At 61.1% G+C, this 22,681-nt stretch carries 27 protein-coding genes; 16 read left to right on the forward strand and 11 right to left on the reverse strand.

Annotated elements, in window-relative coordinates:
* Window positions 1–136 precede the first annotated feature (136 nt).
* On the forward strand, window positions 137–1,408 hold the full coding sequence (locus tag FXN61_RS56125; RefSeq protein WP_376770555.1) for a UDP-N-acetyl glucosamine 2-epimerase: 1,272 nt from the start codon (window positions 137–139) through the stop codon (window positions 1,406–1,408).
* A 14-nt stretch (window positions 1,409–1,422) separates the two neighbouring features.
* Entirely contained in the window at window positions 1,423–2,046 is a 624-nt protein-coding gene (locus FXN61_RS00445; RefSeq protein WP_167969216.1) for a CDP-alcohol phosphatidyltransferase family protein, read from the forward strand.
* On the opposite strand, the gene FXN61_RS00450 is transcribed toward FXN61_RS00445, so the two are convergent.
* Window positions 1,967–2,722: a TVP38/TMEM64 family protein gene (locus FXN61_RS00450; RefSeq protein ID WP_167969217.1), complete on the reverse strand. Its 756-nt coding sequence runs from the start codon at window positions 2,720–2,722 to the stop codon at window positions 1,967–1,969. The two genes, FXN61_RS00445 and FXN61_RS00450, sit on opposite strands and share 80 nt — an antisense overlap.
* A 35-nt stretch (window positions 2,723–2,757) precedes the next feature.
* Between FXN61_RS00450 and FXN61_RS00455 the strand changes: the two genes are divergently transcribed.
* Window positions 2,758–3,591 (forward strand): lysophospholipid acyltransferase family protein, encoded by an 834-nt coding sequence (locus FXN61_RS00455; RefSeq protein WP_167969219.1) that lies wholly within the window; start codon window positions 2,758–2,760, stop codon window positions 3,589–3,591.
* A gap of 12 nt (window positions 3,592–3,603) precedes the next feature.
* Here the strand turns inward: FXN61_RS00455 and FXN61_RS00460 are convergent, their stop codons facing one another.
* Together FXN61_RS00460 and FXN61_RS00465 are read right to left on the reverse strand one after the other, a co-directional pair.
* On the reverse strand, window positions 3,604–3,885 hold the full coding sequence (locus FXN61_RS00460; protein ID WP_167969220.1) for a helix-turn-helix domain-containing protein: 282 nt from the start codon (window positions 3,883–3,885) through the stop codon (window positions 3,604–3,606).
* A 139-nt stretch (window positions 3,886–4,024) separates the two neighbouring features.
* Window positions 4,025–5,437 carry a helix-turn-helix domain-containing protein gene (locus tag FXN61_RS00465; RefSeq protein ID WP_246290510.1) on the reverse strand — a complete coding sequence of 471 codons (1,413 nt, stop codon included), beginning with the start codon at window positions 5,435–5,437 and terminating at the stop codon, window positions 4,025–4,027.
* Between the two features lie 169 nt (window positions 5,438–5,606).
* Here FXN61_RS00465 and FXN61_RS00470 point away from each other — a divergent pair, with 169 nt between their 5' ends.
* From FXN61_RS00470 to FXN61_RS00495, 6 genes are all read left to right on the forward strand, one after another.
* Window positions 5,607–5,807, forward strand: a complete 201-nt coding sequence (locus FXN61_RS00470) for a hypothetical protein (RefSeq protein WP_246290511.1) — start codon at window positions 5,607–5,609, stop codon at window positions 5,805–5,807.
* A 108-nt stretch (window positions 5,808–5,915) separates the two neighbouring features.
* Window positions 5,916–6,221, forward strand: coding sequence for a hypothetical protein (locus tag FXN61_RS00475; protein WP_167969221.1), 306 nt, complete (start codon window positions 5,916–5,918; stop codon window positions 6,219–6,221).
* A complete protein-coding gene (locus FXN61_RS00480; protein WP_167969222.1) occupies window positions 6,218–6,808 on the forward strand; it encodes a hypothetical protein in 591 nt (196 codons plus the stop codon). The genes FXN61_RS00475 and FXN61_RS00480 overlap by 4 nt, the downstream gene beginning before the upstream one ends.
* Window positions 6,809–6,953: 145 nt before the next feature.
* The gene (locus tag FXN61_RS00485) at window positions 6,954–8,009 is read left to right on the forward strand and encodes a Gfo/Idh/MocA family protein (protein ID WP_167969223.1); all 1,056 of its coding nucleotides are present in this window, start codon (window positions 6,954–6,956) and stop codon (window positions 8,007–8,009) included.
* A gap of 95 nt (window positions 8,010–8,104) precedes the next feature.
* The gene (locus FXN61_RS00490; protein ID WP_376770557.1) at window positions 8,105–9,265 is read left to right on the forward strand and encodes a DegT/DnrJ/EryC1/StrS family aminotransferase; all 1,161 of its coding nucleotides are present in this window, start codon (window positions 8,105–8,107) and stop codon (window positions 9,263–9,265) included.
* 2 nt (window positions 9,266–9,267) lie between these two features.
* Entirely contained in the window at window positions 9,268–9,717 is a 450-nt protein-coding gene (locus tag FXN61_RS00495; protein WP_167969275.1) for an NUDIX hydrolase, read from the forward strand.
* Window positions 9,718–9,760: 43 nt separating this feature from the next.
* On the opposite strand, the gene FXN61_RS00500 is transcribed toward FXN61_RS00495, so the two are convergent.
* On the reverse strand, window positions 9,761–9,943 hold the full coding sequence (locus FXN61_RS00500; protein ID WP_167969225.1) for a hypothetical protein: 183 nt from the start codon (window positions 9,941–9,943) through the stop codon (window positions 9,761–9,763).
* Window positions 9,944–10,432: 489 nt separating this feature from the next.
* Complete coding sequence (locus FXN61_RS00505; RefSeq protein ID WP_167969226.1) at window positions 10,433–10,801, reverse strand: PadR family transcriptional regulator; 369 nt, start codon at window positions 10,799–10,801, stop codon at window positions 10,433–10,435.
* Window positions 10,802–11,240: 439 nt separating this feature from the next.
* Here FXN61_RS00505 and FXN61_RS00510 point away from each other — a divergent pair, with 439 nt between their 5' ends.
* Window positions 11,241–11,501, forward strand: a complete 261-nt coding sequence (locus FXN61_RS00510; RefSeq protein WP_167969227.1) for a serine integrase family protein — start codon at window positions 11,241–11,243, stop codon at window positions 11,499–11,501.
* Here the strand turns inward: FXN61_RS00510 and FXN61_RS00515 are convergent.
* Both FXN61_RS00515 and FXN61_RS00520 read right to left on the reverse strand, forming a co-directional pair.
* Complete coding sequence (locus FXN61_RS00515; protein ID WP_167969229.1) at window positions 11,491–12,309, reverse strand: hypothetical protein; 819 nt, start codon at window positions 12,307–12,309, stop codon at window positions 11,491–11,493. The two genes, FXN61_RS00510 and FXN61_RS00515, sit on opposite strands and share 11 nt — an antisense overlap.
* A gap of 103 nt (window positions 12,310–12,412) precedes the next feature.
* Window positions 12,413–12,757, reverse strand: coding sequence for a hypothetical protein (locus FXN61_RS00520; protein WP_167969230.1), 345 nt, complete (start codon window positions 12,755–12,757; stop codon window positions 12,413–12,415).
* A gap of 496 nt (window positions 12,758–13,253) precedes the next feature.
* Here FXN61_RS00520 and FXN61_RS00525 point away from each other — a divergent pair, with 496 nt between their 5' ends.
* Window positions 13,254–13,571: a PadR family transcriptional regulator gene (locus tag FXN61_RS00525; protein WP_167969231.1), complete on the forward strand. Its 318-nt coding sequence runs from the start codon at window positions 13,254–13,256 to the stop codon at window positions 13,569–13,571.
* On the opposite strand, the gene FXN61_RS00530 is transcribed toward FXN61_RS00525, so the two are convergent.
* From FXN61_RS00530 to FXN61_RS00545, 4 genes are all read right to left on the reverse strand, one after another.
* Complete coding sequence (locus FXN61_RS00530) at window positions 13,568–14,362, reverse strand: hypothetical protein (RefSeq protein ID WP_167969232.1); 795 nt, start codon at window positions 14,360–14,362, stop codon at window positions 13,568–13,570. The two genes, FXN61_RS00525 and FXN61_RS00530, sit on opposite strands and share 4 nt — an antisense overlap.
* Window positions 14,363–14,870: 508 nt before the next feature.
* Entirely contained in the window at window positions 14,871–16,433 is a 1,563-nt protein-coding gene (locus FXN61_RS00535) for a hypothetical protein (RefSeq protein WP_167969233.1), read from the reverse strand.
* A 178-nt stretch (window positions 16,434–16,611) separates the two neighbouring features.
* Window positions 16,612–18,111: a hypothetical protein gene (locus FXN61_RS00540; protein WP_167969234.1), complete on the reverse strand. Its 1,500-nt coding sequence runs from the start codon at window positions 18,109–18,111 to the stop codon at window positions 16,612–16,614.
* A gap of 54 nt (window positions 18,112–18,165) precedes the next feature.
* A complete protein-coding gene (locus FXN61_RS00545; protein WP_167969235.1) occupies window positions 18,166–18,768 on the reverse strand; it encodes a hypothetical protein in 603 nt (200 codons plus the stop codon).
* Window positions 18,769–18,971: 203 nt separating this feature from the next.
* Between FXN61_RS00545 and FXN61_RS00550 the strand changes: the two genes are divergently transcribed.
* The 5 genes from FXN61_RS00550 (at window position 18,972) to FXN61_RS00570 (ending at window position 22,549) form a co-directional block, all read left to right on the forward strand.
* Window positions 18,972–19,205 (forward strand): hypothetical protein, encoded by a 234-nt coding sequence (locus FXN61_RS00550; protein ID WP_167969236.1) that lies wholly within the window; start codon window positions 18,972–18,974, stop codon window positions 19,203–19,205.
* A 117-nt stretch (window positions 19,206–19,322) separates the two neighbouring features.
* Window positions 19,323–20,093 carry a hypothetical protein gene (locus FXN61_RS00555; RefSeq protein WP_167969238.1) on the forward strand — a complete coding sequence of 257 codons (771 nt, stop codon included), beginning with the start codon at window positions 19,323–19,325 and terminating at the stop codon, window positions 20,091–20,093.
* Window positions 20,030–21,187, forward strand: coding sequence for a hypothetical protein (locus tag FXN61_RS00560; protein ID WP_167969239.1), 1,158 nt, complete (start codon window positions 20,030–20,032; stop codon window positions 21,185–21,187). The genes FXN61_RS00555 and FXN61_RS00560 overlap by 64 nt, the downstream gene beginning before the upstream one ends.
* Window positions 21,184–21,888 carry a hypothetical protein gene (locus FXN61_RS00565; RefSeq protein ID WP_167969240.1) on the forward strand — a complete coding sequence of 235 codons (705 nt, stop codon included), beginning with the start codon at window positions 21,184–21,186 and terminating at the stop codon, window positions 21,886–21,888. The genes FXN61_RS00560 and FXN61_RS00565 overlap by 4 nt, the downstream gene beginning before the upstream one ends.
* A 205-nt stretch (window positions 21,889–22,093) precedes the next feature.
* Entirely contained in the window at window positions 22,094–22,549 is a 456-nt protein-coding gene (locus FXN61_RS00570) for an MT-A70 family methyltransferase (protein WP_223165261.1), read from the forward strand.
* The last annotated feature ends 132 nt before the right edge of the window (window positions 22,550–22,681 follow it).

Raw genomic sequence — 22,681 nt, forward strand, 5'->3', positions numbered from 1 at the left:
TTCTCGTACGGATGGTTTGGGGTGCCAGTTCGTGGCCAGTTCGTGGCCAGTTGGGAGCACATCTAAGCTCGCTGGCTCATTCGATCAAGGCTTCACAGCTCCATATGGGTGAACCAGCGCAGCCGAGGTAACAACCATGCGTGAGCAGGAGATACGAACTTCACACGCCGGGCGACCTTGGAGCAATTGGTTTTGGCCTCAACGAGGGGGAAGCGTGGTAGCGGAACTCGAGCCAGCAGCACTACTACCCGATGTAAACGCGCGAACCTTCAATGTTCACCTCTTCATCGGAGCACGGCCCAATATCCCAAAGGCCGCAACGGTGCAACGAGCATTTCGGCTCCACCCGCTTGCCAGCCATGCGCGGCTCACTACGGTTCACACGGGGCAACACAGCTCAAAAGCCATGGCATCTGCGCTCATCCGTGAGCTCGGCGTTGACGTTGACCACTATCTCAGGAGCCGTACAGCACAGACGGACCCAGGCCATCTAGCTCAACTCGTGCGAGCATTAGATCAGCACATGAAGCACCATGCGGGCAGAATCGATAGCTCAATTGTTGTGGGAGACGTAAATTCAACTGTCGCCGCTAGCATTGTCTCCGCACGGTATGGGATTCCTGTCGTACATGTGGAAGCCGGCCTTCGCTCGCACTTCCAGGAGCCAGAAGAGCTCAACCGGAAGCTCATAACCGCAGCCTCATCCTTCCATCTGCCAGCAAGTGCGACAGATGCCAGAAATCTCATCGCCGAGAGCGTCGATGCCAGTGACATCTTCCTCGTCGGAAACGCGCATACTGAGACGCTGCTCACCGCGCGATCCAGAAGCGCCCGTAAAGGAATCGTGGCAAGACTGAAACTAACCGATAAGCCGTACACAATTTTGTACGTTCACAAGCCAGCGACGATACGAAATGGCGACTGGGTTTCCGCGCTTTTCGCTAAGGTCCAGCAACTATCGGGCGACCTTGTGATCGCCCTCCATCCTGGCGCCAAGAGGCGACTACTAAAGCTGGCCCCTGAAGTTCTCTCCCTAGAAGGGGCGATCTACGTTCCCTCTTTGAGTCACGGAGAGTTTAGTGCGCTCATGCGCCATTCAGCTTGCGTCGTCACTGATTCTGCTGGCTTGCAAGAAGAATCGACGGTGCTCGGTACTAGCTGCATCACCGTTGGCGCACCGACAGCCAGGCCGGTTACTTGCACAACAGGCTCAGCGACGTTCGTGGGCTTCGATTTGGAGCAGTGTAGCCACGCTCTGATTAAGGTGCGCGAGCCGCGTCAGCTTAACTATCCAATACCACCCTTATGGGACACGGAAGTCTCACAGAGAATCAGCAATGCAATCTCGGAGATATTGAGGCGTACAGCCGATAATCAACAAGGACGGGCCGTCTTACGGGTCGTATGAAGACAGGTGTCGAGATGACCACTGAGCAAACACCGCGAGTACCCGAGCTTCGGCGCCGAAGAGTGGACTTGCCAAACCTGATATCGCTCTTTCGATACCTCGGCGCTACTGGGTTTGCCATCGCGAGTCTTGCTCCCTCTCACCACTTCATCTCCGCCGCAATCCTTGCGCTGCTCATTTTCACGTACCTCAGCGATGTACTCGACGGGTATCTCGCCAGACGAGCCGCAGGCAGAATAGCCCCCGAAGGTCGTGTCATCGACAGCGCCGCCGATAGCTACACGTTTATCGTTGTGTTCCTTGCTCTCCTACGGCTCGATGCAACGTCAGAAGGTGTATTGCTAGGAATCATCGCAGCAAGGTCCATCTTTGACCTCACTCGCCTGATTGCGCTTTCCCGCGGACATGAATATGCCGCACCAACGTCACTCACGAAGGCGAAGGGGCTCGTGTATGCACTAAGCTCAATTGCGCTCTACGCAGGGTTTGCCGTGCCGGGGCTTAGCTGGATGGTGGCTGGCCCCATGCCAGCTTTGATCAACGTGGCCATCATCGCTTTCACGATTCTCGCTGCGGGATCGTTTCTTCGGAGTCATGGCCACCACCTCGCTCATGCGATTTTTCGTCAGACTCCATGAAGCGCGACTTCTTCAAGATTCGCCTCATGGCGATCACCAGGACGCCAGCAACCAGGCCCGCGACCCCAATCGCCACCGATACCCATCCCCCCAGCCATTCCGATATTGCCGCACCTAGAAGCGCCCAAGCGATACTCGCCGGAACGCCGCCAATAATTGAGGCTGCCACAAAACGAGAGAAGGAAACTCGCTTCGCACCGATCACGTAGCTGAGCAAATCCCACGCAGGAGACAAGACGAACCTTGCCGCAATAAGTACGGCGAGCTTGTCGATCCTTCTGCCCGACAGAATCTCTGCGCCGGCGCGGGGATCCCGGCGTGCTATCAGCTGCACGCCGTACCGGCCAAGAAAATAGTTGGCGATACTACCAATTGTGTCACCTAGAACAATAACTACAAACCCGAGCTCCCACCCCAAAGTTCCGCCAGCAAGCACCTTAAGCCCAGCGCCGCCAAGCGGAGCTACAACGTAGGTAAGGATCTTTAGGGCAAGCAACGCGAAGAAGCTTCCAACCCTGTCGAGCGAGCCAGTTTCAACATACTGAGTAAGCTGCTGAGTAGCGATGAACCCAGCTGCAAGAACCACAATGAATACGCCGACAACTGCAGCGAGTCGCGGGGTTGCGTAGCCCTTGAGGCGACCCCAGAGAGAACTGATTGGCGGGCGTTTCGGCATCGTGTTCCTATTATACCGCACGGGAGGCAACAGCTGTGAGCGCGAGCAGGCAAGTCATCCAACTGCTCTCTCCTTGGCAGATCGCGTTCGCTCAAGGGGCGCAACTGACTATCGAGCAGTTCACCTCACGACTCCTTCTGAGGTCTTTGCGCGGCGTTGAGGCGCTCCTGGAGACACGCTCTGGCGTTCTAGTGTCCAATCATCCCTCAATGCTCGATCACCTCGCGATCGGTACGGCCGTGAAACTTCTGCATGACCAGAAGGTTTACTTCCTGTCCAAGGAGAAGCTACATCAAAGCTGGCTAACCCGGCGCTTATGGCATGAGAGCATGGGGTCGATCTCAATCGGCGGACGTCGACTGACATCTACATCGTTGCGCGCGTGCCTTGAGGTTTTGGAGAGCGGCAACCTCCTTTGCATCTATCCCGAGGGAGGAAAGTTTCCGAACGGCACAACAGGTCAGTTCTTCTCCGGAGCTTTCCGGATCGCCCGCATGGCTAGGTGCCCGGTTACAGCTGTGACGATCGGGCAAAACACAACGACATCTCAACTCGGCCGTTTTCCCGCTTTGCGGCAACCATACATCGATCTTGGTTTTCAGAAAGTTGCGTCCGCCGAGACCGTGCAGGGATGGTCTAAAGGAGAGATAGATCTGATTGCAGCGTCAGTGCAGGTAGATGTTCACAACTCTACGTCAACCTATACTGAAGTTACACCTGCGGATGTGAAGGCACTCCGAGAGGCGATTGACTCAATACGTGATCGTCGACGATGGAGTCAGCGACTCGGAGAACGAGCGACGCTATCCCGCCACGCACGATTGCTGGAGATGGTGGCCAGCCGAATGGATAGAGTAGCAGCGCCGTGATTCTCTTCGTCTTCACCAGGTATTGCTGCTGCGCTGCTGTCGCTCGAACTCCTTCTCCTCCCGGCGCTGCCGAGTCATCTCCGCCATATCCAGCACGCCACCGGACTCCATGACATTGGCGATCAGCTGGTCGATCGCGGCTGCGGGCACCACGTAGCGCGTGCGCAGCCTGACCGCAGGAAAAGCGTCTTCGCGGATCGAGCGGTAGACGGTGGCGACATCAACACGCAGCAGCTTGGCCGCCTCGGGGACAGTAAAGAAGAGTTTCTTCGGTTCCTCGGCTGAGTTGGTCACGTTGCCAGGCTGGAGGCGCTCGGCCTCATCTCGTTTGCAAGAAGCCAAGCGCCAGCTGACCGTCACGCCAACACTTGGAACCTTGAGCAAGCCCTCTACCTGCACAAACCGCTAACTTCAGCGCCAATCGGGGGCAGTTTTAGCGGTCAACCGTGGCTTGTAGCTCCTTGACTGCCGGACGGTTCTGCCACGGGGCCAAGGCGTCGACGACCCGCGTCAACTCCCTGTGCGTGCGCTGCGAGCTGACGCCAGCCGCGCGCCTGGCGGACTCCATCCCTGTCTTGGCCGCCTCGTCGGGCTCGCCGGCAAGTGCTAAGGAGCCCGCCATCCAGGAGAGGAAGAAGCCGTAGTCGCGCGGCGAGAAGCTGTCCTCTTTGAGGGACTGGCCATAGAGCTCAACGCCTCGACGCGGTTTGCCTGCTTCCGAGTAGCAGACGGCCATCTGCATGGTCAGCAGCGTGTCGTTGTAGTGCATGCCCATCGTGCAGTCGCTGCTCTCCTTGGTGCCGAGCAGTTGCCAGGCCTCGCTGAGCTTGCGCTCCACCGATCCAAGCGACGCACCGAGCATCGCTTCAGCGCGAGCTACTTGTTGCGCCGCTTCAGCTTGTACACGGTATGGAAGCGCCCACGAACCAGTCCGCACAGCGTGCGCCAGATCAAGCATCCGGTGCGGGTCACGTTCGTCGTAGGCGAGCTGCGCCTTCTTCAACAGCACGTAGCCCTGCATGGCGCTGTCACCGGTCACCTGCGTCCACTCGATGGCCCTGTCGTGCCAGAAGAGCGCGCGTACCAAGTCACCAGCGTCGCGGTAGAGCCAGCCAGCGAACTCGGCACACTCCGCACCAAGTACGAGCAACTCACGCCGAACGGCCGGCTGCACCTCACGCGCGGATTGTTCAATCGCACCAAGGATGCCAAGCACGATCGGAAGCGGCGGGGTCTTCAAGGCATCAGTGCTGCCGTCACCGGCCTTGCACCTACCGAGCTGGTTGCGCAGCTTCCCAACCAAGTCGCTATCGAGGTAGCGCCGGGCATCTTCCATCGCCGCGGCAACTTGCTGGTGTGCCTCAGGATCAAGCGCTGGCAGCGCTGAGGAGAGAACACTGAACTTCAGGAGCGAGCGTCGGCTAAGTGGACTCATCGCATCCTCTCCGGCGGCCGGGGCGAGGGCACCTGGAAGCGCGGGAAACCCTTTCGCTGCAAGCGTAGTTGCATCAACCGGCAGCAGCACCGGCTTCCCATCCACCAGTACAGGCAGCATCACCGCACCGGGTGGCACCTGGGTAACTTCCGGCGAAACAACCTCGCCGTCGACCACGGCCGCCTGCTCATCTGGCTCGCCTGAGAGCAGCTCATCGAGTCGTTCAAGCGACACCTGCAGGTAGCGAGCGAGCTTGGGCCGGATCCATGGCTGAGGGCCCTTAACGAAATCGCCGCTATCCCAGCGGCGCACGGTGCGCACGTCGATGTTGAGGCGCTCCGCCAAAGCCTCCTGCGAGAGGCCCATCGCCGCACGCCTCCTGGCGAACGGACTTAGCTCCTCGTCCATCATCGCCCACTCCCCTGTACGCCTGGCCTCCTATTTGGCCAGATCACCGCCCCGATGTCCGGGTTGTGTCCGGAAACCGCCGCTACGCACGCCCTGTGTTTGGCCCGTTACGACCGGTTCAGTGAGAGTACGGCCACACCGGGCCGGACGGCAACGACGGCAAGGAGGGGCATTGACCAGGCAAAAGACGCTGATCCCCGCTGGCGCCTCTGACCCGCTCCCCACGCTCGACCGGCTCGCTGAAGTCGCGATTGCGGTATTCGACGAGCACCTCAACTCCGCAGAGTGCTGCGCCATCTGCGGCACCGGCTGCGGCACCGGCTGGCCGTGCGAGCAAGTGGTGCTGGCTGACCACAACCTGGCGGTGCTCTAGATGGTGCCGCCCACGAACCGGCAGGGTCGGGGATGCTGGTCCACCCCCGACGCCCATCTCCGACCCTGCCACCCAGCAACAATTCGCCCGCTTCTCGGCTACATCCGGGTGCAGCCGCTTGTCACTGAGCGGCAAATCGAAGTGCTACGCCGCACGATGGCGGCATACGCCAGCCTTGAAGGCTTCGTCCTCACGCGCGTCTTGGTGGACAGGAGCTTCGAGCACACCACCGCACTCGCTGAACTTCTCGCCGCTCTGGATGACGGCGAGGCTCGCCACGTTCTCGTGCCTGCACTGCACCACTTTGGACACTTCGAGGGCGTGCAACTGGCGATGAAGGAGCTGCTGGAGTCGCAGCACGGCGCTCGTGTGCTGGTGCTGTTCTCCGGACCAAGCGCAGGGGTGACGCCATGACTGCTGTCCAGATCCACGAACTGCCTACTGCGGCACTGGCTATTCCTCAGCCCCGCGGCGAGGTGCGCATGTACGAGTTGGGGCTCGTGGCCGTGCCGAGCGCGATCACCTGTGCCCGGCTGCTGGTGGCGTACGTGGCAAGGAGGTGGCGGCTCGACCGCACCTGCGAACGCGAGCTCGGCCGTGCCGCCGAAGCTCTTGTGCACTACGCCGTGGCTGCAGCTGGCGGCGAACGGGCTCACAGCCGCCACGCGGAGGTACTGAACCTGATCGCCTTCCGCCTGGTGCTGACCCCGCGAGCCGTGATCGCCGAGGTTTGGGATTCCGGCATGGAACCACCGAAGCCCTTTCCCGTTACGACAGCAGCAGGTAGCGGCTGCGACCTCCCGCGCCCAGGGCTCCGTGTGGTGTGGTGCGCCATCTGCCTCGAGGGCACAGAGAAAGAAGTCGAGGCTCAAACCGCGGCCGGCTTCCCGCGGCGCCAGCGGCTGCAAGGCCCCGTTCAGGAGTGCGTTGCGATGCGCGACCCGGAGCTTCTCCAGCGAGTCCTTAGTGGACTCCGAGCCTTTGGCGCTGGTGAGGCCTGAGGACGCTCATCACCTTGAAGGCTATGACGATGCCGTCACGTTTCATGCGCTTCACAGCCACACGACTCTCCGCATACCGCCGCCCTCGTGGACCGAGCAGCGGCCGTCGCTGGTTCAGCACATTCTGTAGAAGGGAACGCAGCTCATGACCGAAGTGGTACAGCTGCCGCTCGCACATCGCCGCGGGCATCAAGCGCAGGAACGAGCCACCAAGCTTCGTGCGGGCGTGGTGGGGCTCGGTAAACAGGCGCTCGAAGACCACATACCGGGGCTGCTCAGCTCCGACGGCGCGGAACTCGTCGCCATCTGCGACTCGGCAGGAGACGTCGTCCGCGAGCAGCAGTTCAGGCTCGGCGTGCCCGGCTACACCGACGCCGAGGCGATGTTCATGGCGGAGGAGCTCGACCTCGTCGTGGTGTGCGTGCCGCACAGCGAGGGCAGGCGGATTGTCGAGCTGGCGGCGTCCAGCGGCATCCACGTGCTGAAGGAGAAGCCCTTCGCCACCACCGTGACCGAGGCGCGGGAGTTGGTGGAGCGCTGCGAGAAGGCCGGTATCCACCTGATGGTCACCTTGCAGCGGCGTTTCAACCCGATCTACACCAGCTTCACGCAGCTGGCCGACCAGATCGGCACGCCGTTCATGGTGGATGCCGCCTACACGCTGCACATCGCCGATCCATCGGAAGGCTGGCGCGGCCGCACCGAGCAAGCCGGTGGCGGCTGCATTATCGACATGGGCTACCACCTGGTGGACATGCTGCTCTGGTACTTCGGCCTGCCGGATCGGGTGCTGGCCGACATGTCGATGAGTGCCCGACCAGATCGCAACTACGACGCTGAGGACACGGCGCTCATCCACTTCAGCTACGACAGCGGGCTGTATGGCTCCCTGTTGCTCTCGCGCTTCATCGGGCCGAAGTCGGAGCAGATCAGGCTCATCGGGAACAAGGGCATCGTCCACCTCGAGCGCGGCCGGATTCGCCGGCTGAGCAACGACGGCCAGGTAGTGGAGTCACTTTCCCGCGAGCAGGCGTGGCCCTCGGCCGCGGTGAGCCAGATCAACCACTTCTGCCGGGTCATCGAGGGCATGCGGGAGAACGTCAGCGGCCCCAGCGAGAACCTCGCGCACCTGGCCTTCATCCAGAGCTGTTACGAGTCCGCGCGCTCGCGGGCCCACGTCAACCCGAAGGAGCTGCTGTGAACTCGCCCCTGGCACTGCTCGGTGGAGAACCGGTCATCCGCCAGCCCGGTCAGCACTTCAGCTGGCCCCCGATCACGGAGCAGAGCAAGAAAGCGGTGGTCGAGCAGCTCGGCGAGAACATCTCCATCTACGACCGCTCCGGCGTGGTCGCGGAGCTAGAGGATGCGCTGGCCAACTACTTCGGGGTGAAGCACGCCGTCTCGATGAGCTCCGGCACTGCGGCGCTACACGCGGCTTACGCGGCCTGCCTCATCGAGCCGGGCGACGAGGTGATCGTGCCCGCGTACACCTTCTTCGCCACGGCTACGCCGCTGCTGCACCTCGGCGCGATTCCCGTGCTGGCCGACTGCGACGAGACCGGCAACATCTCCGTCACGGAGGTGGCCTCGAAGATCACGCCGAACACAGTTGCCATCGTGGCGACGCACATGTGGGGCATTCCAGCCAACCTCCCCGCACTGCGTGCCCTGGCCAACGAGCACCACCTGATCCTCCTTGAGGACGGTTCGCACGCCCACGGCGCCAGCCTCGACGGGCAAAAGGTCGGCAGCTTCGGCCAGGCGGCCGCCTTCTCGATGAACGGCCCGAAGCCGTTGTCGGCGGGCGAGGGCGGCTTCGTGCTCACCAGCGATGACGACACCTACTTCCGCCTCCTGCTGTTTGCTCACTACAACAAGCGCTGCCGCAGCGAGATCCCGTCCAGCCACACGCTGCACCGCTTCGCCGTGACCGGCATGGGCTTGAAGTTCCGCATCCACCCGCTGGCTGCTGCCTTTGCCCTCGACCAGCTCACCCACCTAGATGAATATCTGGCCGGCCGTGCCCAGGTCGCCGCGCTCTTGTGCAACGAGCTCAAAGAGGTTGCTGGCATCTCGGTGCCACAGCTGCCGAGCAAGCACCAGGCCGCTTGGTACGGCTTGCCGCTCACCTACGTGCCCGACGAGCTTGGTGGCATCACGGTGGAACGCTTCCACAAAGCGCTGCTAGCTGAAGGCCTGAGTGAGGTCGACCGACCCGACTCAACCTGCCCGCTGAACCAGCTGCCGCTGTTCCAATGCCCAGCAGCCTTGTTCACGCACCAGCGGGAGTTCGCGAGGCTCCGCTACCAACCGGGCGGCTTCCCGGTGGCCGAGCTGGTGCACCACAACACCCTCAAGCTTCCGGTCTGGCACCGGGAGGAAGATGTGCCGCTTGCACGTGCCTACGTGAGGGGCATCCAGAAGGTGGTCGAGCACCACCACGACCTCAAGGGATGAAGATGATCGACTCCGCGCTGCTCGAACGGCTCACTGAAGAGGCCGCAGCCGATGACGTGGTGCAGCTCGTTGTAGGAGCCGTTGTTGAGAGCGACGAGAAGGTGCTGCTGCTCAAGCGTCCTGCGGACGACTTCATGGGCGGCATCTTCGAGCTGCCCAGCGGCAAGGTAGAGCGTGGCGAGGACTTGAAGACGGCGCTCACGCGCGAGGTCGAGGAGGAAACCGGACTCCAGGTCGCGGCCGCTACCGCGTATCTCGGGAGCTTCGACTACACCTCGGGCAGCGGCAAGAAGAGCAGGCAGTTCAACTTCGTGGTGGCCGTGGACACGCCTGGGCCAGTGGTGCTGCAGGAGCACGACGAGTTCCAGTGGGCGCCGATCGAAGAGGAGCTGCCGGTTACGGATGCCGTGAAGAAGGTGTTCGAGGCGTATCGGGAGCTGCAGGCAAACTGAGCGTTCCTACGGCTGGTGTCCCTATCTACAGCAGGGACACCAGCTACGGGTGCCAGCTGATGTCTACGCGGATGTGCGGAATGACGTCGACGAGCAGCCACACAATAAGGCCGCCCGCGATGGAGTAGAACAGGGCGCCTTGGCGCGACACCGGATCCAGCAGGCGGGCACGCCATGAACGACGGACTTCAGGAGGCTGGGCGGAAGCCGCGTCGCCCGTGCTCATGCCGACTCCTTCCTGCTGCCTGTACGAACCGTGTAGGCGTATCGCGGCATGGCAAGTAGCTGACACGTCGCCCACCACTGCTTGCGCAGGTCACCGGTCAAGTCGGCAAGGTAGGCACGGTTCTCTTCGATCCAGTCGCGACGCTCAGCCACGGGCAAAAGATGGGACGCAAACGAGAGGGTCATTGAGAGCTGCCCCTCCAATATTCCACTAATGAACCCATGAACACCTGCCCAAACAGAACGTTTCTCCCCCTCACTGAACATCTTCGGCGTAGCAAGCAATGATGGAGATTCCGAGGACTCGCAATCAGCACCCTGAGGCGACGATTCCACCTCCGACCTCCAAGCCAGCAGCATCGCATTAAGCTCATCATCAAGGATAGGTGCGTTTTCCGAAGAAGGTCGTGATTCCACCAGGAACGTTCCAGATCATGGAGTCCACTCACCCCCTCAGACTCATTTCCATCTTCGAACTCGAAAGGATCCATCAGAATCCGCCCGCCAAACCAGGCCGGAGAGCATGACCGCCCTTAAACGATTCCCTGGCCAGAGCCTCTGCAAGCGCATGCGGCACTTCCTGCGCTCCCTTCTCGGAGAGCTTGAAGTACCGCCGCCGCGGCCGGCCTTCAGCTTCGGCAACCTCGTCCTGCTCCCAGTACCGCTCCACCCACCCCGCCTGCCGAAGCCGTTCGAGCGCGGGGAACAACGTCCCGTTGGGCAGCCCCGTGATCTTCGATAGTTCCAAGCCATAGAGACCACGCACCAGCACCTCGTGCCGCCGCCCCTCCTCGGTGCGGCGCCCCAGGAGCACGTGAAGCAACTCCTGGGTGTGCGCCGTCATCTTCGGCTCTGACATATCCACAACCTACCTAGGTAGATGCTGGCTTGTCTACCTAGGTAGAGGGCGTACCGCTCATGCCTCGCGCACGTCCACCCAATGCCGCAGCCAATGTGCACCAGACGGCAGGCGGCCGAACGAGTGACGCCGCCACCATGGCGGCGTGACACCGTTGCGCGCTCAATGAAATCCTGTTGATCAACACGCCCAAAGGTGTGGTACGCGTCTGCCCGGATGGCGGATGGCGGATGGCGAACCATTGCCCACGGCGAAGCCGTACAACCACACATAGGAACGCCGAGCGAACGGTGGCCAAGTTGGGCAGATGCAAGAGCGCGGTGGGACGAAGATGACCGCGAACGGGGAGTCATCTGAACGTCCTCCACACCCGTTGGCCAGTGGCGAGCCACCGATCGCCTGCGGCTACTTGCGAAGAGGAGAAGGCAAGCGAGTCTCCGTGCCGCAGCTTCAGGACCGGATCATCGCCCACGCCAAGGAACTTGGCTTCGCGCTCTATCACCCTATCTTCGTCGACACGCTCCCAGGCAGTCCCCTGGACCGTCCGGCGTTCCGGGTTCTTCTCGACGTCGTGTGGGAACTCCACATCACCACCGTGATCACGCCGAGCATCTGGCACCTGTCCCAGGAAGAAGCCGAAGCTAACCAGGTACGAAGGCGCCTTGCGGCCTACGACTGCCGCGTGATCTTCATGCGTTAGGTGTGGCCAACTCCCGCTCCATGCCCGTCACGAGCGAGGCTCGCAGCCGCAGGCTGAGGTCGAGCGCCTCATGACGGAGCCTGCCGAGTTCGTCGTAGCGCAACGAGTGCGGCAGTTGGCCGTGCCGCGGCCACACTCGAAGGTGCATCCGAAGCACGTCGCGGTTCAACAGGTACAGCCGCTCCCTGGTGTCGAGCAGTTTCCCGGCAAGCTCACGCGCCGCCTTGAAGTGTCGGCTTTCGGTCGCCAGCAACTGCTGCGCCAGCACCAGAGCCGGCACGTTGTGCGCCGCGCGCCGGTTCTGGAGGCGTGAGATTCCTACCGCATGCAGCAGGTCGAAGCTGGTGCTGCGCGTTCCATCAGGCGCAAGCACCATGACTAGGTGCTGGGCCAGCCTGAGTTCGTTTCCCCGAAACCGGCTCGCGCGAAGGTACTGCAGGCGGGCCCAGCTCAGCTCAGCCCAGTTGCGCGGAGCCGTCACGAACAGGTTGGTGAGGAACGCCTTCCGGCGTGGCCCGTCGAGCTCGTTGAGCTGCGCCTGCATCTCTTCGAGCCACACCGGAAAGTAGTGCTCGGGCATGCCGATCGCGACGAAGGTCAATACCCAATGGCGCGTCTCGCTCTGAAGGTCGCGAACGTACTGCCAAGACCAGAGAGCCATGGCGGCGCCGGCCCACATCGCCATCACGATCAGGCCCACGATCATCGAGACCACGAGCGAGAGATCGAGAGCCTGGCTCAGCGCGGTTCCAAGCGGAACCGCCGCGAGAAGCGCTAGCCAAAGGCAGCGCTCACCCGACTCCTTCAAGCACTCCTCCGGTCATCGGGAGTGCAAGGCACCCGCCAGCTCACACCAATATCCTCACCGAGATCATCTCGTGACGCTCCCGTTACCTTGGAGTACCACACCATCAGGCGTTTCCCCGGCGGCGCTGTATCTGACGTTTTGGCTGCTTCTCCTTGTTTTCCAAGGGCTCCTTGACGCCTTCGAGTGAAGGAAGCGCGGACGGCGTGTCTCTCACGACGTGAGACTCGATCACGGTTGGAGGCGCGCTTGCCGGCTCGAACTCACCTTTCGCCAGGCGGGCCAGCTCGGTCACGCGGGCGAAGGGCTCGTTTCGTCGAGAGAAGACAGCCCAGAGCACTCCTCCCACGACGACCAGCGCGATGAACAGGAGCCCGCCAACCAGCCATGACATCCAGGAGGCGAAGAAGACGCTGGCGAGCGAACCCCCGCCACCAAGTACTGCAGCCACAGGCGTGAGACGCGCGCGGCGGCCGGCTTGTTGAACGGGTGCGCGACGACGACGGTGCCGCGGAGACATTGAACGAAGTACCTCACGTAGAAGCCAACCGAGATGATGCACAACCTGCACACGCAATGTGCCCGCCGCGGCGGAGAGTCCGAAATTGTCAGGGGCGTGCGGTAAGCCTCGAGGCGCACGGAGCACCAGACGAGCAGGGGAACGCGGGCATGGACCTGTCGGCCAGGTCGGCGATGGCGGTGCGGGCTGGCCGCAGCTGCGTCATGTGCAGAACCTACACCCTATGAAGAGCTCTATATAGGTCCTTACGCGCCGCCACCCGATCGTGTACCGGTGGCCATGATCACTCAACATTCCGCAAGCCCCGGACGTTCACATCTGATGGTCTGATCGCGCCGTCCGGGTGCACTGAAGGGTGTTTCCAGGCACAGGCCCTGCAGGGTATCCAGAACTCAATATAGGGTGCTTCGTTGTGGGAGCGCTGCGGATGACCGTCCAGACGCAGGCCGTCTTGCATGCTTTTTTGGCCGATCCAACTGCCGAGCTGTACGGCCTAGAGATCGCCGACCGAACCCACCTGATGCCTGGCACGACGTACCCGATCCTGGTTCGCCTTCTTACAGCCGGCTGGATCACCGATCGCTGGGAAGACGTCGACCCGCGCGAGGAAGAACGGCCGCGGCGGCGCTACTTCAAACTCACAGAAGAAGGTGCGGACAAGGCCCGCGAAGCGCTTCGCACTGCAGCCTCGAAGGGGTTCGTGCAGTCACTCGCCCAAGGGCGCCTCGCGAACGGACTGGGCTAGGCAGCCCCGTCGACCTTGCGCCTCCAGCTGCGCCGCGAGGTTGCCAGCTGCTCAACAAGCTCGGTGATCACTAGCGTCGTGTGGTTGATCTCCAGCATGTAGGCAACCTCAAGCGGGCACGGCAAGCGGTCTTCCGGTCGAGGCCGGTCAGTTCGCGCTTGCTCCGCAAGGAGTCCGCTGCAGCTCTTCGCCAGCCAGGCAGCGTTCGTGACGATCTTTGGGTGATGGCGCTCGCTGACGCACGACTCCAGCAGGCGGCCCCAGAACCGAAGCTTCCGCATCTGGCGCTGTCGTTGATGGCGCTGCTCCTCGTGCTTCGGCCATACCGGCATCTTGGAGCGCAGCAGCGCGTTCATCCTGCTGATTCGCGGCAGCATCCACATCGCCGTGAGCCAACTCGACAACTCACGCAGCACGTCGAGCTTCTTCGCAACCCATGCAGCCCATGTCGCGCGCAGCAGCACGACAAACGATCTCCCGATGTGCGACCGCACCACATCACGCTGCTTCGGCTCCAGATCTCCGAGCTGCCCTTCGAAGTCTGCAATCCATGAACGAGCCTCTTCGAGCGGAAGCAAGGGAGCGATCAGGAGAAGCCATGCCGTCTCTCGTGGCCGAACCGGAAGCGACCGAATGACGAGGCAGTAGCGCACGGCGTAGAGCAGAGCTGCGGTACCAACCACAGCGCCCGGAACGACGGGAGAGCTCTGCTCCGCTTCAGCCAGCGCAGCGGCGAGCGCAAGCACTCTGTCATGACTCCCGGAAGCGACCGGCAGCCAGACGGCGCTCACTCCGCGTTCTTCCCGCCTGCGGGCCACGAAGGGACGAACCGCGGACGGTTCTCGGCGGAAACCCAACGTCCGTAGACGGTTGCCCGGTGCAGCTGGCGGCCCTTGCGCCCAGGTGTTGACACCTCAGCCATATCCCAGCGCGTGGTGACCTGATTCAGCCGGCGCAGGCGCACCAGCACGGGATACAACCGTGCTGGGTTGAGGTCAGCCGCCTCCGCGAGTGCTGCCGTATCAAGCTCGATGTCGGGTCGTGCTGTCAGGGCTCGCAGCACGCGACCGGCGTGCCGCCGCCGTCGCCAAAACATGGCCGGACAGTACCCCGACCTGCCTGTTTTGTTCTCTATATAGGGGGTGCACTTCACCCCAAAGAGATCACGTAGGACTTACGACTTCACTCGTTTGGCCCATGGTTAGAGCCATCCCGTAGGTGCCGCACCTCAACGGATCACCCATCCGAGGCTCAGCGACTCAAACGTCACTGGGCATGCCTCGGGTGCCCGTAGCGGAGTCAGCACGGCTCCAACGCGCCATTAAGTTGAGTCAAGTCTGCAAGTTGAACGGAACCGGACTTCACGTGAACCTGCGCAGTCCAGGTCTTAACACAGAAGCTTGCTCCCTCATAGGAGATCCACCTCACACTGAATCTCCCTTCACCCCCTTCAATCTTCTCAACTGCAGCCTTAGCTGATGTCGTCACGTGCCCCAGGTTAATCTGTCCAACAATGGCAAGACTCTCGTCATATACCACGATACTTTCAGGCCACGAAACTCCACCCTGTGTGCACTCCAAAACCGCCGCCACCTCATCCTTTCCATCGCCAGTGATATCCGCTACCGCAACCAGATCTCTATCGCGCTCCGGAGAGCGCACGGCAGCCAGACGAACAAATCCATACATCCCGTCAATCCCGGGAAGCTTCCCTCTAACGAGCTTTCCCTCTGGGTGCTGACACAGACTCGGAACACGAGCACCCTTTAGCTTGTCAATAGTGGCCATCCTGGAGCCGGGTGCGATTGTAGCCTCTTCGCGCCAAAGACTGACAGGGGGCGGCGCGTAAAGCATCAGGACACCATTGGCAATATCATAATGGTGCGAGCCTTCGAACAACTGAAGATTTCCGACGTTGCAGTATGTCTGCGGGTCAGGGTCTTCAACTTCACCATAACAATCGGGGATAGCCAGAACCGCACGACCATCTTTACCTACGGGACGCACAACTGTAGCAGGGAAGTCACCCTCAGGAACCCATGTTCCCCGTTCTAGCTTCCATAACTTCGAAGTCGAGTGTACGACCTTCTTATCATGATGATTCTGCTTGATGCCATCGCACGTCCACGAAGCAATCGTGGCATGGAGAGTTCTGCTTCCGTCCCACCATAGGTCATGTACCTCAATACCTTGAGCCTGGTTTGAAACAAATCCTGGAGGTGCCGCCACACCCCAATCAGTACGGGTCACCTCGCCGGCCGAGCTAATCAGGACGATCGGGAAATCAGATTGACACAAACTTGGCCTATTTTGAAGCGCAACAGCGAATAATGAGTCTTCCTCACCCACGCTCATGATACCTGCAGCGGGAATATACGAATTGGACTCAAATAGTCCAACATCCCAGCGCAGTCCACCATCGGATGAGAGAAGTTCAAGCTTCTCCTGCCCTACTTTCGCTTGCCCCGTAGTTAGAACGAGATGACGTGAGCCTGCCAAGAAAAGCCGCGCATAGTCATTGAGGATAGTGATCTTCGGCAGGCTTATCTCCTCTCCTTTACCAAGTGAACTTAGACTAAACTTGCGCGCGGTTAGGTACATCATCACGCCACTAGCCAGTATGTCGTCATTACCGACCGCCGCTATCCACTGGCAGTTTGGGCACGGGACACGCCGGGTTTCACCTGTCCGAACATCGACCGAGATGAGCTGCTCATTTGCCCTCTTCTCACCCAAGAACCTAACACCAGCCAACAGAGCAATATGTCGACCATCGTTTGACCAGGCAACCTGATTGTTGTGCGGATCTGATCGATCAAATGGCCTTGAAACCCGTGCAACCACTTCACGCTCTCGCATCACGACAAGCTCTGTGAGGGTTGTATAGGCATAGGTAGAACTGTGGTCAGCGTTTACACTGTGCCAGCCTAACCAGTCAACTACATCCCGGATCCGCAATATAGCCATCGTGGTTGAGCCAGCGAACAAACATACGACTAGGGTGAGCAGAGCCAACTTCTTGGGTGACACGTGAGCACGCCTACCTCTCTATCGGCGTCTTCGGATCTACACTCTCCCAGGAAAGCGTCGGCCCTTGCCGATAAATCTTCTGGTATCCAGAGTAGGGAAGGCCATTTTCCTTTGCGGTAGCCATGCCAGTCACTTCAAACTTCTTACCCGACGAATCGATCTCCTGCAAGAACGATCCTTTTTCTGTTGCAACAACCAGCTTCAGCTTGAACTTGCAATGCTGCCGCTTCGTGTAAGCGCCTACAGTTAGGACTTCAGTCTCGCCTGATGCCAGCTCTATGGTCTGCCCGGCGAAGTAGTTGACGCCCGAACCCTGAAGACCATCGTTCAGCAGCGTCATCTGTTCTGGTATTGGGTTCGGGTTGTCGAGATTGAAACCAATCTTAATGGTTTCTCGACCGCCGCCCTGCGTGTACCCCATGAGAAAAGTTCCGGAGATGGGCGGCGAACATTCGGTAGCTATCTTTATGTCCGTAATACGAACAGGCTTGGCGCTATTTCCTTGAACGGTGATGTTTGTGAAGCCCGACTCAAGGGCGGTACCGCCGTGCTTGTCGAACCAAGAGTGGAAGCCTTCGCCACCAGACGAGGGGACCTCATCACGCAGCGCAAGTACTCGGGGTGGCTCGGCTACGACATCGGAAAGCACGAACCTGTGGTCACGAGCACTATTCCTAAAGGTTGTAATATCCTGAATCTTAATAGGCAGAGCGTCTGCTGAAGCGTCTTTCAGATCACCGCCCACACTACTACCAGAGCCACCCTCGACAAGCTCGCTGATAAAGAGAGTTGCACCCACAGTGAGCACTGTCGCGGAAAGCAAAACTAGCGCAACCGTAGTAGGTCTCACCTGGCGACCACGCTGCTTGATCGCAACTCCACCGCCAGCTGACGGCAATTCTGAGAATGATTCGACTGGCGGTATGCCCTCCTCTGAATCCAGGTGAGCGTCGCCTGTAGATAGCATGTTCGCCATCTCACTGATGCCATGGTCCAGCTCCCGCCGGCTTGTCCTGGTTGCCACACTAGAAATGCCATGGGAAACTGCGTGACGCCCAAAGGAATACGCCGAATCGACCAGAGCGCTGGCAAGCGATCGCCGAAGTCTTAAAACACGATCCCGAACCCTGTTATCACTTACGAACAACCCGGCAGACTTTGCAAGTCGATCAAAGAGGTAACTGTACTTCTTTTCATCTATTAGCTGCAGGTCAACGGAAGAAATTTCCGGAAAGCCGGGAGACCCATCCAGGTTGAAGAGCAGCAAGGCTGCTTCCTGAGCGCTGATCTTCTCAAAGCGCCCGTCAAGTTGCTCTATGCCGAAACGCAGAACACGTTCAAGCGTGGCTACGTCCCAACCTCCAGGCGCCAGATGGCTTGAGATCTCCCGAAGCTCCCGCAGTTCCAAGGCCCCTTGGCCGCCCAGCTTTACGAAGGCACGAGTGAGAACTCGCCGCGCCAAGCTGTCGAGCTCGATGGTGACGCGCCCAACGAGGTCATCCCTATCCACCGCATGAGTATGCACGCAGCAGCGGACTCAGGGCGAAGGATTCATCAGATCGTACTATTCCATCCCGCCGAGCCTGCGGCGGACACTCCTGTTGGCTTCCTGCATCTTCTCCACGATAGCCACTTTCGCTGGATCATCAAAAAATTGATCTTCAATCAAGTCGTTCAATATTTCTCCGGCCACGCTTCGAACAAGCTCCTCCCTGTCTTCCAGCATACGAACGCAGGTATCGAGGATGTGTTGCCGCTTCTCGGGGTCAGCGCCGTAGTGCCAAACAAGAGGCGTTGCCATATGAAGCACGGCGGAAGACTTCGTCCACTTATTATCGGTGCCCACAAGCGTGAAGTAGACCTCTGCGGCCTTGTCGGGTAGTTGTTCGGCAAGCTGCTCAAGATCTCTACTCAGAATCAGGCCAAGCTCGCTAATTGCGGCTGCTGGCGTAGCAGTCTTTCGCTCTTCCCAGTCTGGGTCCGTCTCAGCCTCGTTGATGGCCTCTACCAGCCCTGCAATCTGTTGCGGTGATATCTTTTCGAGTCCGAATACGCCTGCGGGAAGTTCATGCCCTTGCTCCCGTTCGGGGGATGGCGGTCGTTCATGGTTCATAGTTGGTCCTTTGTTTACAAGATCAACTATGGACTTTGGCAGAATTTTTTTCAAGCCCTTGAGAACCGGGGGTACTTAGCAACTCATCTAGAAGAGTTCAACGAGTTACCTCCCAACTTACCGCCCGACTTGCGCGTGACCAGCAAGTTCATCGCCAAGTCGAGCGGCAAGCCATATCCAGCTGCTCCTCCACTTCCTAAGTTTGGTTGCAGTCGGTAAATCCGCCGACAAGCCCAGAAGGAAGAGGAGTAGGAGCCATGCCACACAACCGCCACACCAAGGAAGTTCACACCGAAGAGCGCCAGCTCATCGAAGTTCAACAAGTGCAGATGGAGAGGCTTTCTCGCGCACTGCAAGACGAAGCACACGGCGCCGCGACGCCTTTTCTTCCCGTGGTCAATCCCAAGAAGACCCAGCGCAGCGAGCGCCGTGCTCAAGCCAGAAAGCACAAGCCCGCCCGATATCGAAACGCCGGGACGCAGTCCTTCTAACTAGGCAGTTCTCCGGGGCCGACCAAGCGTCGGCCCCGGACTTCCTCAGCCCCTCGAACCATCAAACTGAAAGGACACATCACCATGTCTTCAAAGAGCAACGCCCACGCCCGCCGCATGCTCGCGGCAGCGGCCGTTATTGCTCTCGCCGCACTTGGGACCAGCTGCGCTTCCGAGTCGTCGCCCCGCGGCGAACTCGGCGCCAATCAGGAACTGCTCAAGACCTGTGACCCGGCGGCTCCGCCCGCGTCGCTCATCCAGATTGACGGCACCGGCTCCAGCGACTCGGACGCCATCACCGCCGAGCGCATGACGGCCGTCGAGGCCATCGTCCGCCGCACCGCTGTGTGTTCGGGCTACCTGCGAGTGGTGGTTTTCAGTGTCTCGAGCGCGGCCACCATGGTGCTCTTCAACAGCGCGCTCAAGATGGACGGTGCCACGGAGAACGCGCGCCTGAAGCGAGTGCCGGACGCGGTCGCCGACGTCATGAACAAGGTGCGCTCCGCTTACGCGCCGGCAGTACAGGCATTGCCACAGTCAGGCTCCGACATCACCGCGCAGCTCCGGCTGGCGGCCGAGTGGAAGCTGCAGCTCGGCGGCAACCACCGCCTGGATCTGACAGTTCTCTCCGACGGTTTTCAGAACGTCGGGGTGGATCTCGGCGCCCGAGCTCTGAGCAAGCAGGAAGCTGAACGCCTGGCCGAACAGCCGGCCGTTCCGGAGCTTGCCGGAGCGTCCGTGGTTGTCGCGGGGCTGGGGCGTGTGGCTGAAGGTGCGCCGCCGTCCGCGGTCGTCGAAGGCCTGGTCAGCTACTACACCAAGCTGTGCCAGCGCACCGAGGCAAGCTCGTGCACGGCCGTCAGCGACTACGCCACCGCCACCCGCTGACGCCGATGAAGCTGTCGACCACCCGCACCTCGACTCTGATGCAGTCCGTGGACGCCTGGACGGACGAGGCCGACCAGATCACGCTGCCGCGCCTCAACAACGTCGGCGCCCATACCCGGCCCACTCAGCTCGGCACCACCTACGCCGAGATCGAATACGCCGCACTCGCCGACGAACAGGAAGCGGCGTGGACGGCAAGCGGTGAGGACTCAGCACGACCACACACAAGCACCGCTGCAGCACTCGAGGCACCTGCTGTAGCAACGACCTTCGTTCTCGCCGAAGCGGGCAAGGAAGTTGTTGCCGCGCAAGCCGATCGCCAGCACGCCATGCAGGTGCTCGCCCCGTACGTGCGGCGGGAGCCTGGTGCGAAGCTCCGCTACTGGATCGCCTGGATCACGCTCGTACTCGGTGACACCGGCGGCGTGTGGTCGGCCGCGGTGGTGAACGGCGACGTCCCGATCATCGCATTCTTCCAAGCTCTCGCCTCCGGCTTGGCTGCGGCCTGCTCGGGCTTGGTCGGTGCCGAGCTGAAGGACATGCGCATGGCCCAAGCCCGGCGTCGCGACCCTGAATCACTAAGCGAAGACGAACGGCGGTATCAGCGGTTCTTCACGATCTCCACCGACGGCACGTCGATCGTGAAGCTCATCGGCGCTCTGTCGCTTGTGGTGGTGGCGCTCGTGGCCGTGGGCATCTTCGCGCTCAGGGCCGCCATCGAGGGCAACATCTCCGGCCTGACCTTCGGCTTGCTCGCTGCGGCCACGGCGCTGGCATCAGGGTTGCTGGCGTACTCGGCGGCGGACGACGTGGCTGATCTGCTCTCCTCGATGGACAAGCGCGTCACCATCTCAGAGAAGCGCTATCTCGCGTTGGCAAACCACAAGGCGCTCACCGACAAGGCTGCGCACGAAGCTACCGCGAAGTCCATCCACACCGAGGCCCAGCTCCGCGGCGAAGCCGCCGCCAAGAGAGTCGAGTCGCTCGGGTGGCGCGTGCAGCGCAACAACCCCGGGGTGCTTGGACATGGCTTTGCACCAGGGGAATCCCACGGTGCCATCGGGTGGCGTGCGCGACGAGGCGACGCTCGATGAACACCGAACAGCGACTCCACGCCTCGGCGCTCCTTGCTCCGCGCCTGCTTGGCACAGTGTCCTTGGGCAGGGAAACTGCAGCGCATGCCACCAAAGTGGGCTACGACCTTGGCGACCCCGGCCGGCCTTCCTCGGTGCCAACCCTCCTGATCGCGGTGGCCGACGACTCGGCGTCGGTCACCGCCCCTGGAGGCACCGATCCGCTCGTCAACCGCTACGCCGAGATGGATCACGCCTTTAGGACCGTTGCCAGGCGGGGCTCGCGGCGCGAACTGGCAGCCGTGCTGCACTTCGATTCCCCCTGCGATGCCGACGTCGCCCCGCGGCCGCTCACCTTGCATACCGTGCGTGCACTCCGACAGGGGCTTCGGTTGCCAGGCAACGGCTTCGGGTCAAGCGAGCTCGGGCCAGCCTTGCGCCGAGCGGTTGTGCTCGCACAAGCGCACCCGGAACACGAAGCCACCCTGGTCGTCCTGAGCGACTTCGCATTGCTCGACTCCGACGTCGACGGCGTACTCGCCGAGTTCGCAGCGTTTCCCGGCCAGGTGCACGCAGTACTGCTCGGCAGCGATGCCAGCGAGCACCAGTTCGACGCCTCGATCACGGTCACGCCAGTTCACCGGAGCGACCCGCCAGGTTCGGTCGCCTGGGCGCTGTTCTCCAGCCTCATGACGCACCGAGGCACGGCACAGCCTTCTTGATGAACGCAACGTTCAGCCACAGCAAGAGAAATCAGCAGCAGCTGCCCGCTGGAACCTCCACGGGCCGATGGAAGGAGGAAGCCGTGAACGAGCACATCATGCCGACCAGCTCCACACAGCAGTTCCGCACCGTTCTGGTGGATCCTCCATGGGACGTTCTCCAGGAGGAAACCGCGGCGCAAACCGGCACTACCCACTCCTGAGCTTGGAGCGCATCAAGGCGATGCCGGTGGCCGAGCTTGCCGAACCCAACAGTCACCTCTGGCTGTGGTGCACGAACTCGACGCTTCGCGATGGCTATGACGTCGCAGCTGCATGGGGCTTCACCGTCAGGGCGCCGCTTACGTGGGTGAAGTTCCAGCTCGGACTCGGGCACTACCTGCGCTGCGCCACGGAACACCTCCTGTTCGCCACCCGCGGCCGCGCGCCGGTGAACTTTCGCGCCCAGCCATCGTGGATCCAGGCGCCGAGGCAAGAACACTCACGCAAGCCTGATGAGCAGTACGCCGTAATCGAGCGTATTTCGGACGGCCCGTACCTTGAGATGTTCGCGCGGAGGCGCCCACCAAGCACACACTCGTGGGCGGTGTGGGGAAACGAGATCGACTCCGACATCACCATCCCCGGCTACCCCGTACCGAGCGATCGTCAGGTGTACTGAAGATGAATGATAAGAAGTCACCGTTCACCGATCCTATCGGATACGTCCTCCGCCCCCTCCTTATCCTTTGCGCTGCAAGCGTGGTTCTGAAAATCACGGCCACCTACCTGCATAGCTACGCACCTTGGATCG

Source organism: Lentzea indica (assembly GCF_012184385.1).
Taxonomy (GTDB): Bacteria; Actinomycetota; Actinomycetes; order Mycobacteriales; family Pseudonocardiaceae; genus Lentzea; species Lentzea indica.

Coding starts and splice junctions, on each gene's coding strand:
- FXN61_RS56125 (WP_376770555.1), top strand. CDS start 137: ATGCGTGAGCAGGAGATACGAACTTCACACGCCGGGCGACCTTGGAGC.
- FXN61_RS00445 (WP_167969216.1), top strand. CDS start 1,423: ATGACCACTGAGCAAACACCGCGAGTACCCGAGCTTCGGCGCCGAAGA.
- FXN61_RS00450 (WP_167969217.1), bottom strand. CDS start 2,722: ATGCCGAAACGCCCGCCAATCAGTTCTCTCTGGGGTCGCCTCAAGGGC.
- FXN61_RS00465 (WP_246290510.1), bottom strand. CDS start 5,437: ATGATGGACGAGGAGCTAAGTCCGTTCGCCAGGAGGCGTGCGGCGATG.
- FXN61_RS00480 (WP_167969222.1), top strand. CDS start 6,218: ATGACTGCTGTCCAGATCCACGAACTGCCTACTGCGGCACTGGCTATT.
- FXN61_RS00485 (WP_167969223.1), top strand. CDS start 6,954: ATGACCGAAGTGGTACAGCTGCCGCTCGCACATCGCCGCGGGCATCAA.
- FXN61_RS00495 (WP_167969275.1), top strand. CDS start 9,268: ATGATCGACTCCGCGCTGCTCGAACGGCTCACTGAAGAGGCCGCAGCC.
- FXN61_RS00500 (WP_167969225.1), bottom strand. CDS start 9,943: ATGAGCACGGGCGACGCGGCTTCCGCCCAGCCTCCTGAAGTCCGTCGT.
- FXN61_RS00505 (WP_167969226.1), bottom strand. CDS start 10,801: ATGTCAGAGCCGAAGATGACGGCGCACACCCAGGAGTTGCTTCACGTG.
- FXN61_RS00525 (WP_167969231.1), top strand. CDS start 13,254: ATGACCGTCCAGACGCAGGCCGTCTTGCATGCTTTTTTGGCCGATCCA.
- FXN61_RS00550 (WP_167969236.1), top strand. CDS start 18,972: ATGCCACACAACCGCCACACCAAGGAAGTTCACACCGAAGAGCGCCAG.
- FXN61_RS00555 (WP_167969238.1), top strand. CDS start 19,323: ATGCTCGCGGCAGCGGCCGTTATTGCTCTCGCCGCACTTGGGACCAGC.
- FXN61_RS00565 (WP_167969240.1), top strand. CDS start 21,184: ATGAACACCGAACAGCGACTCCACGCCTCGGCGCTCCTTGCTCCGCGC.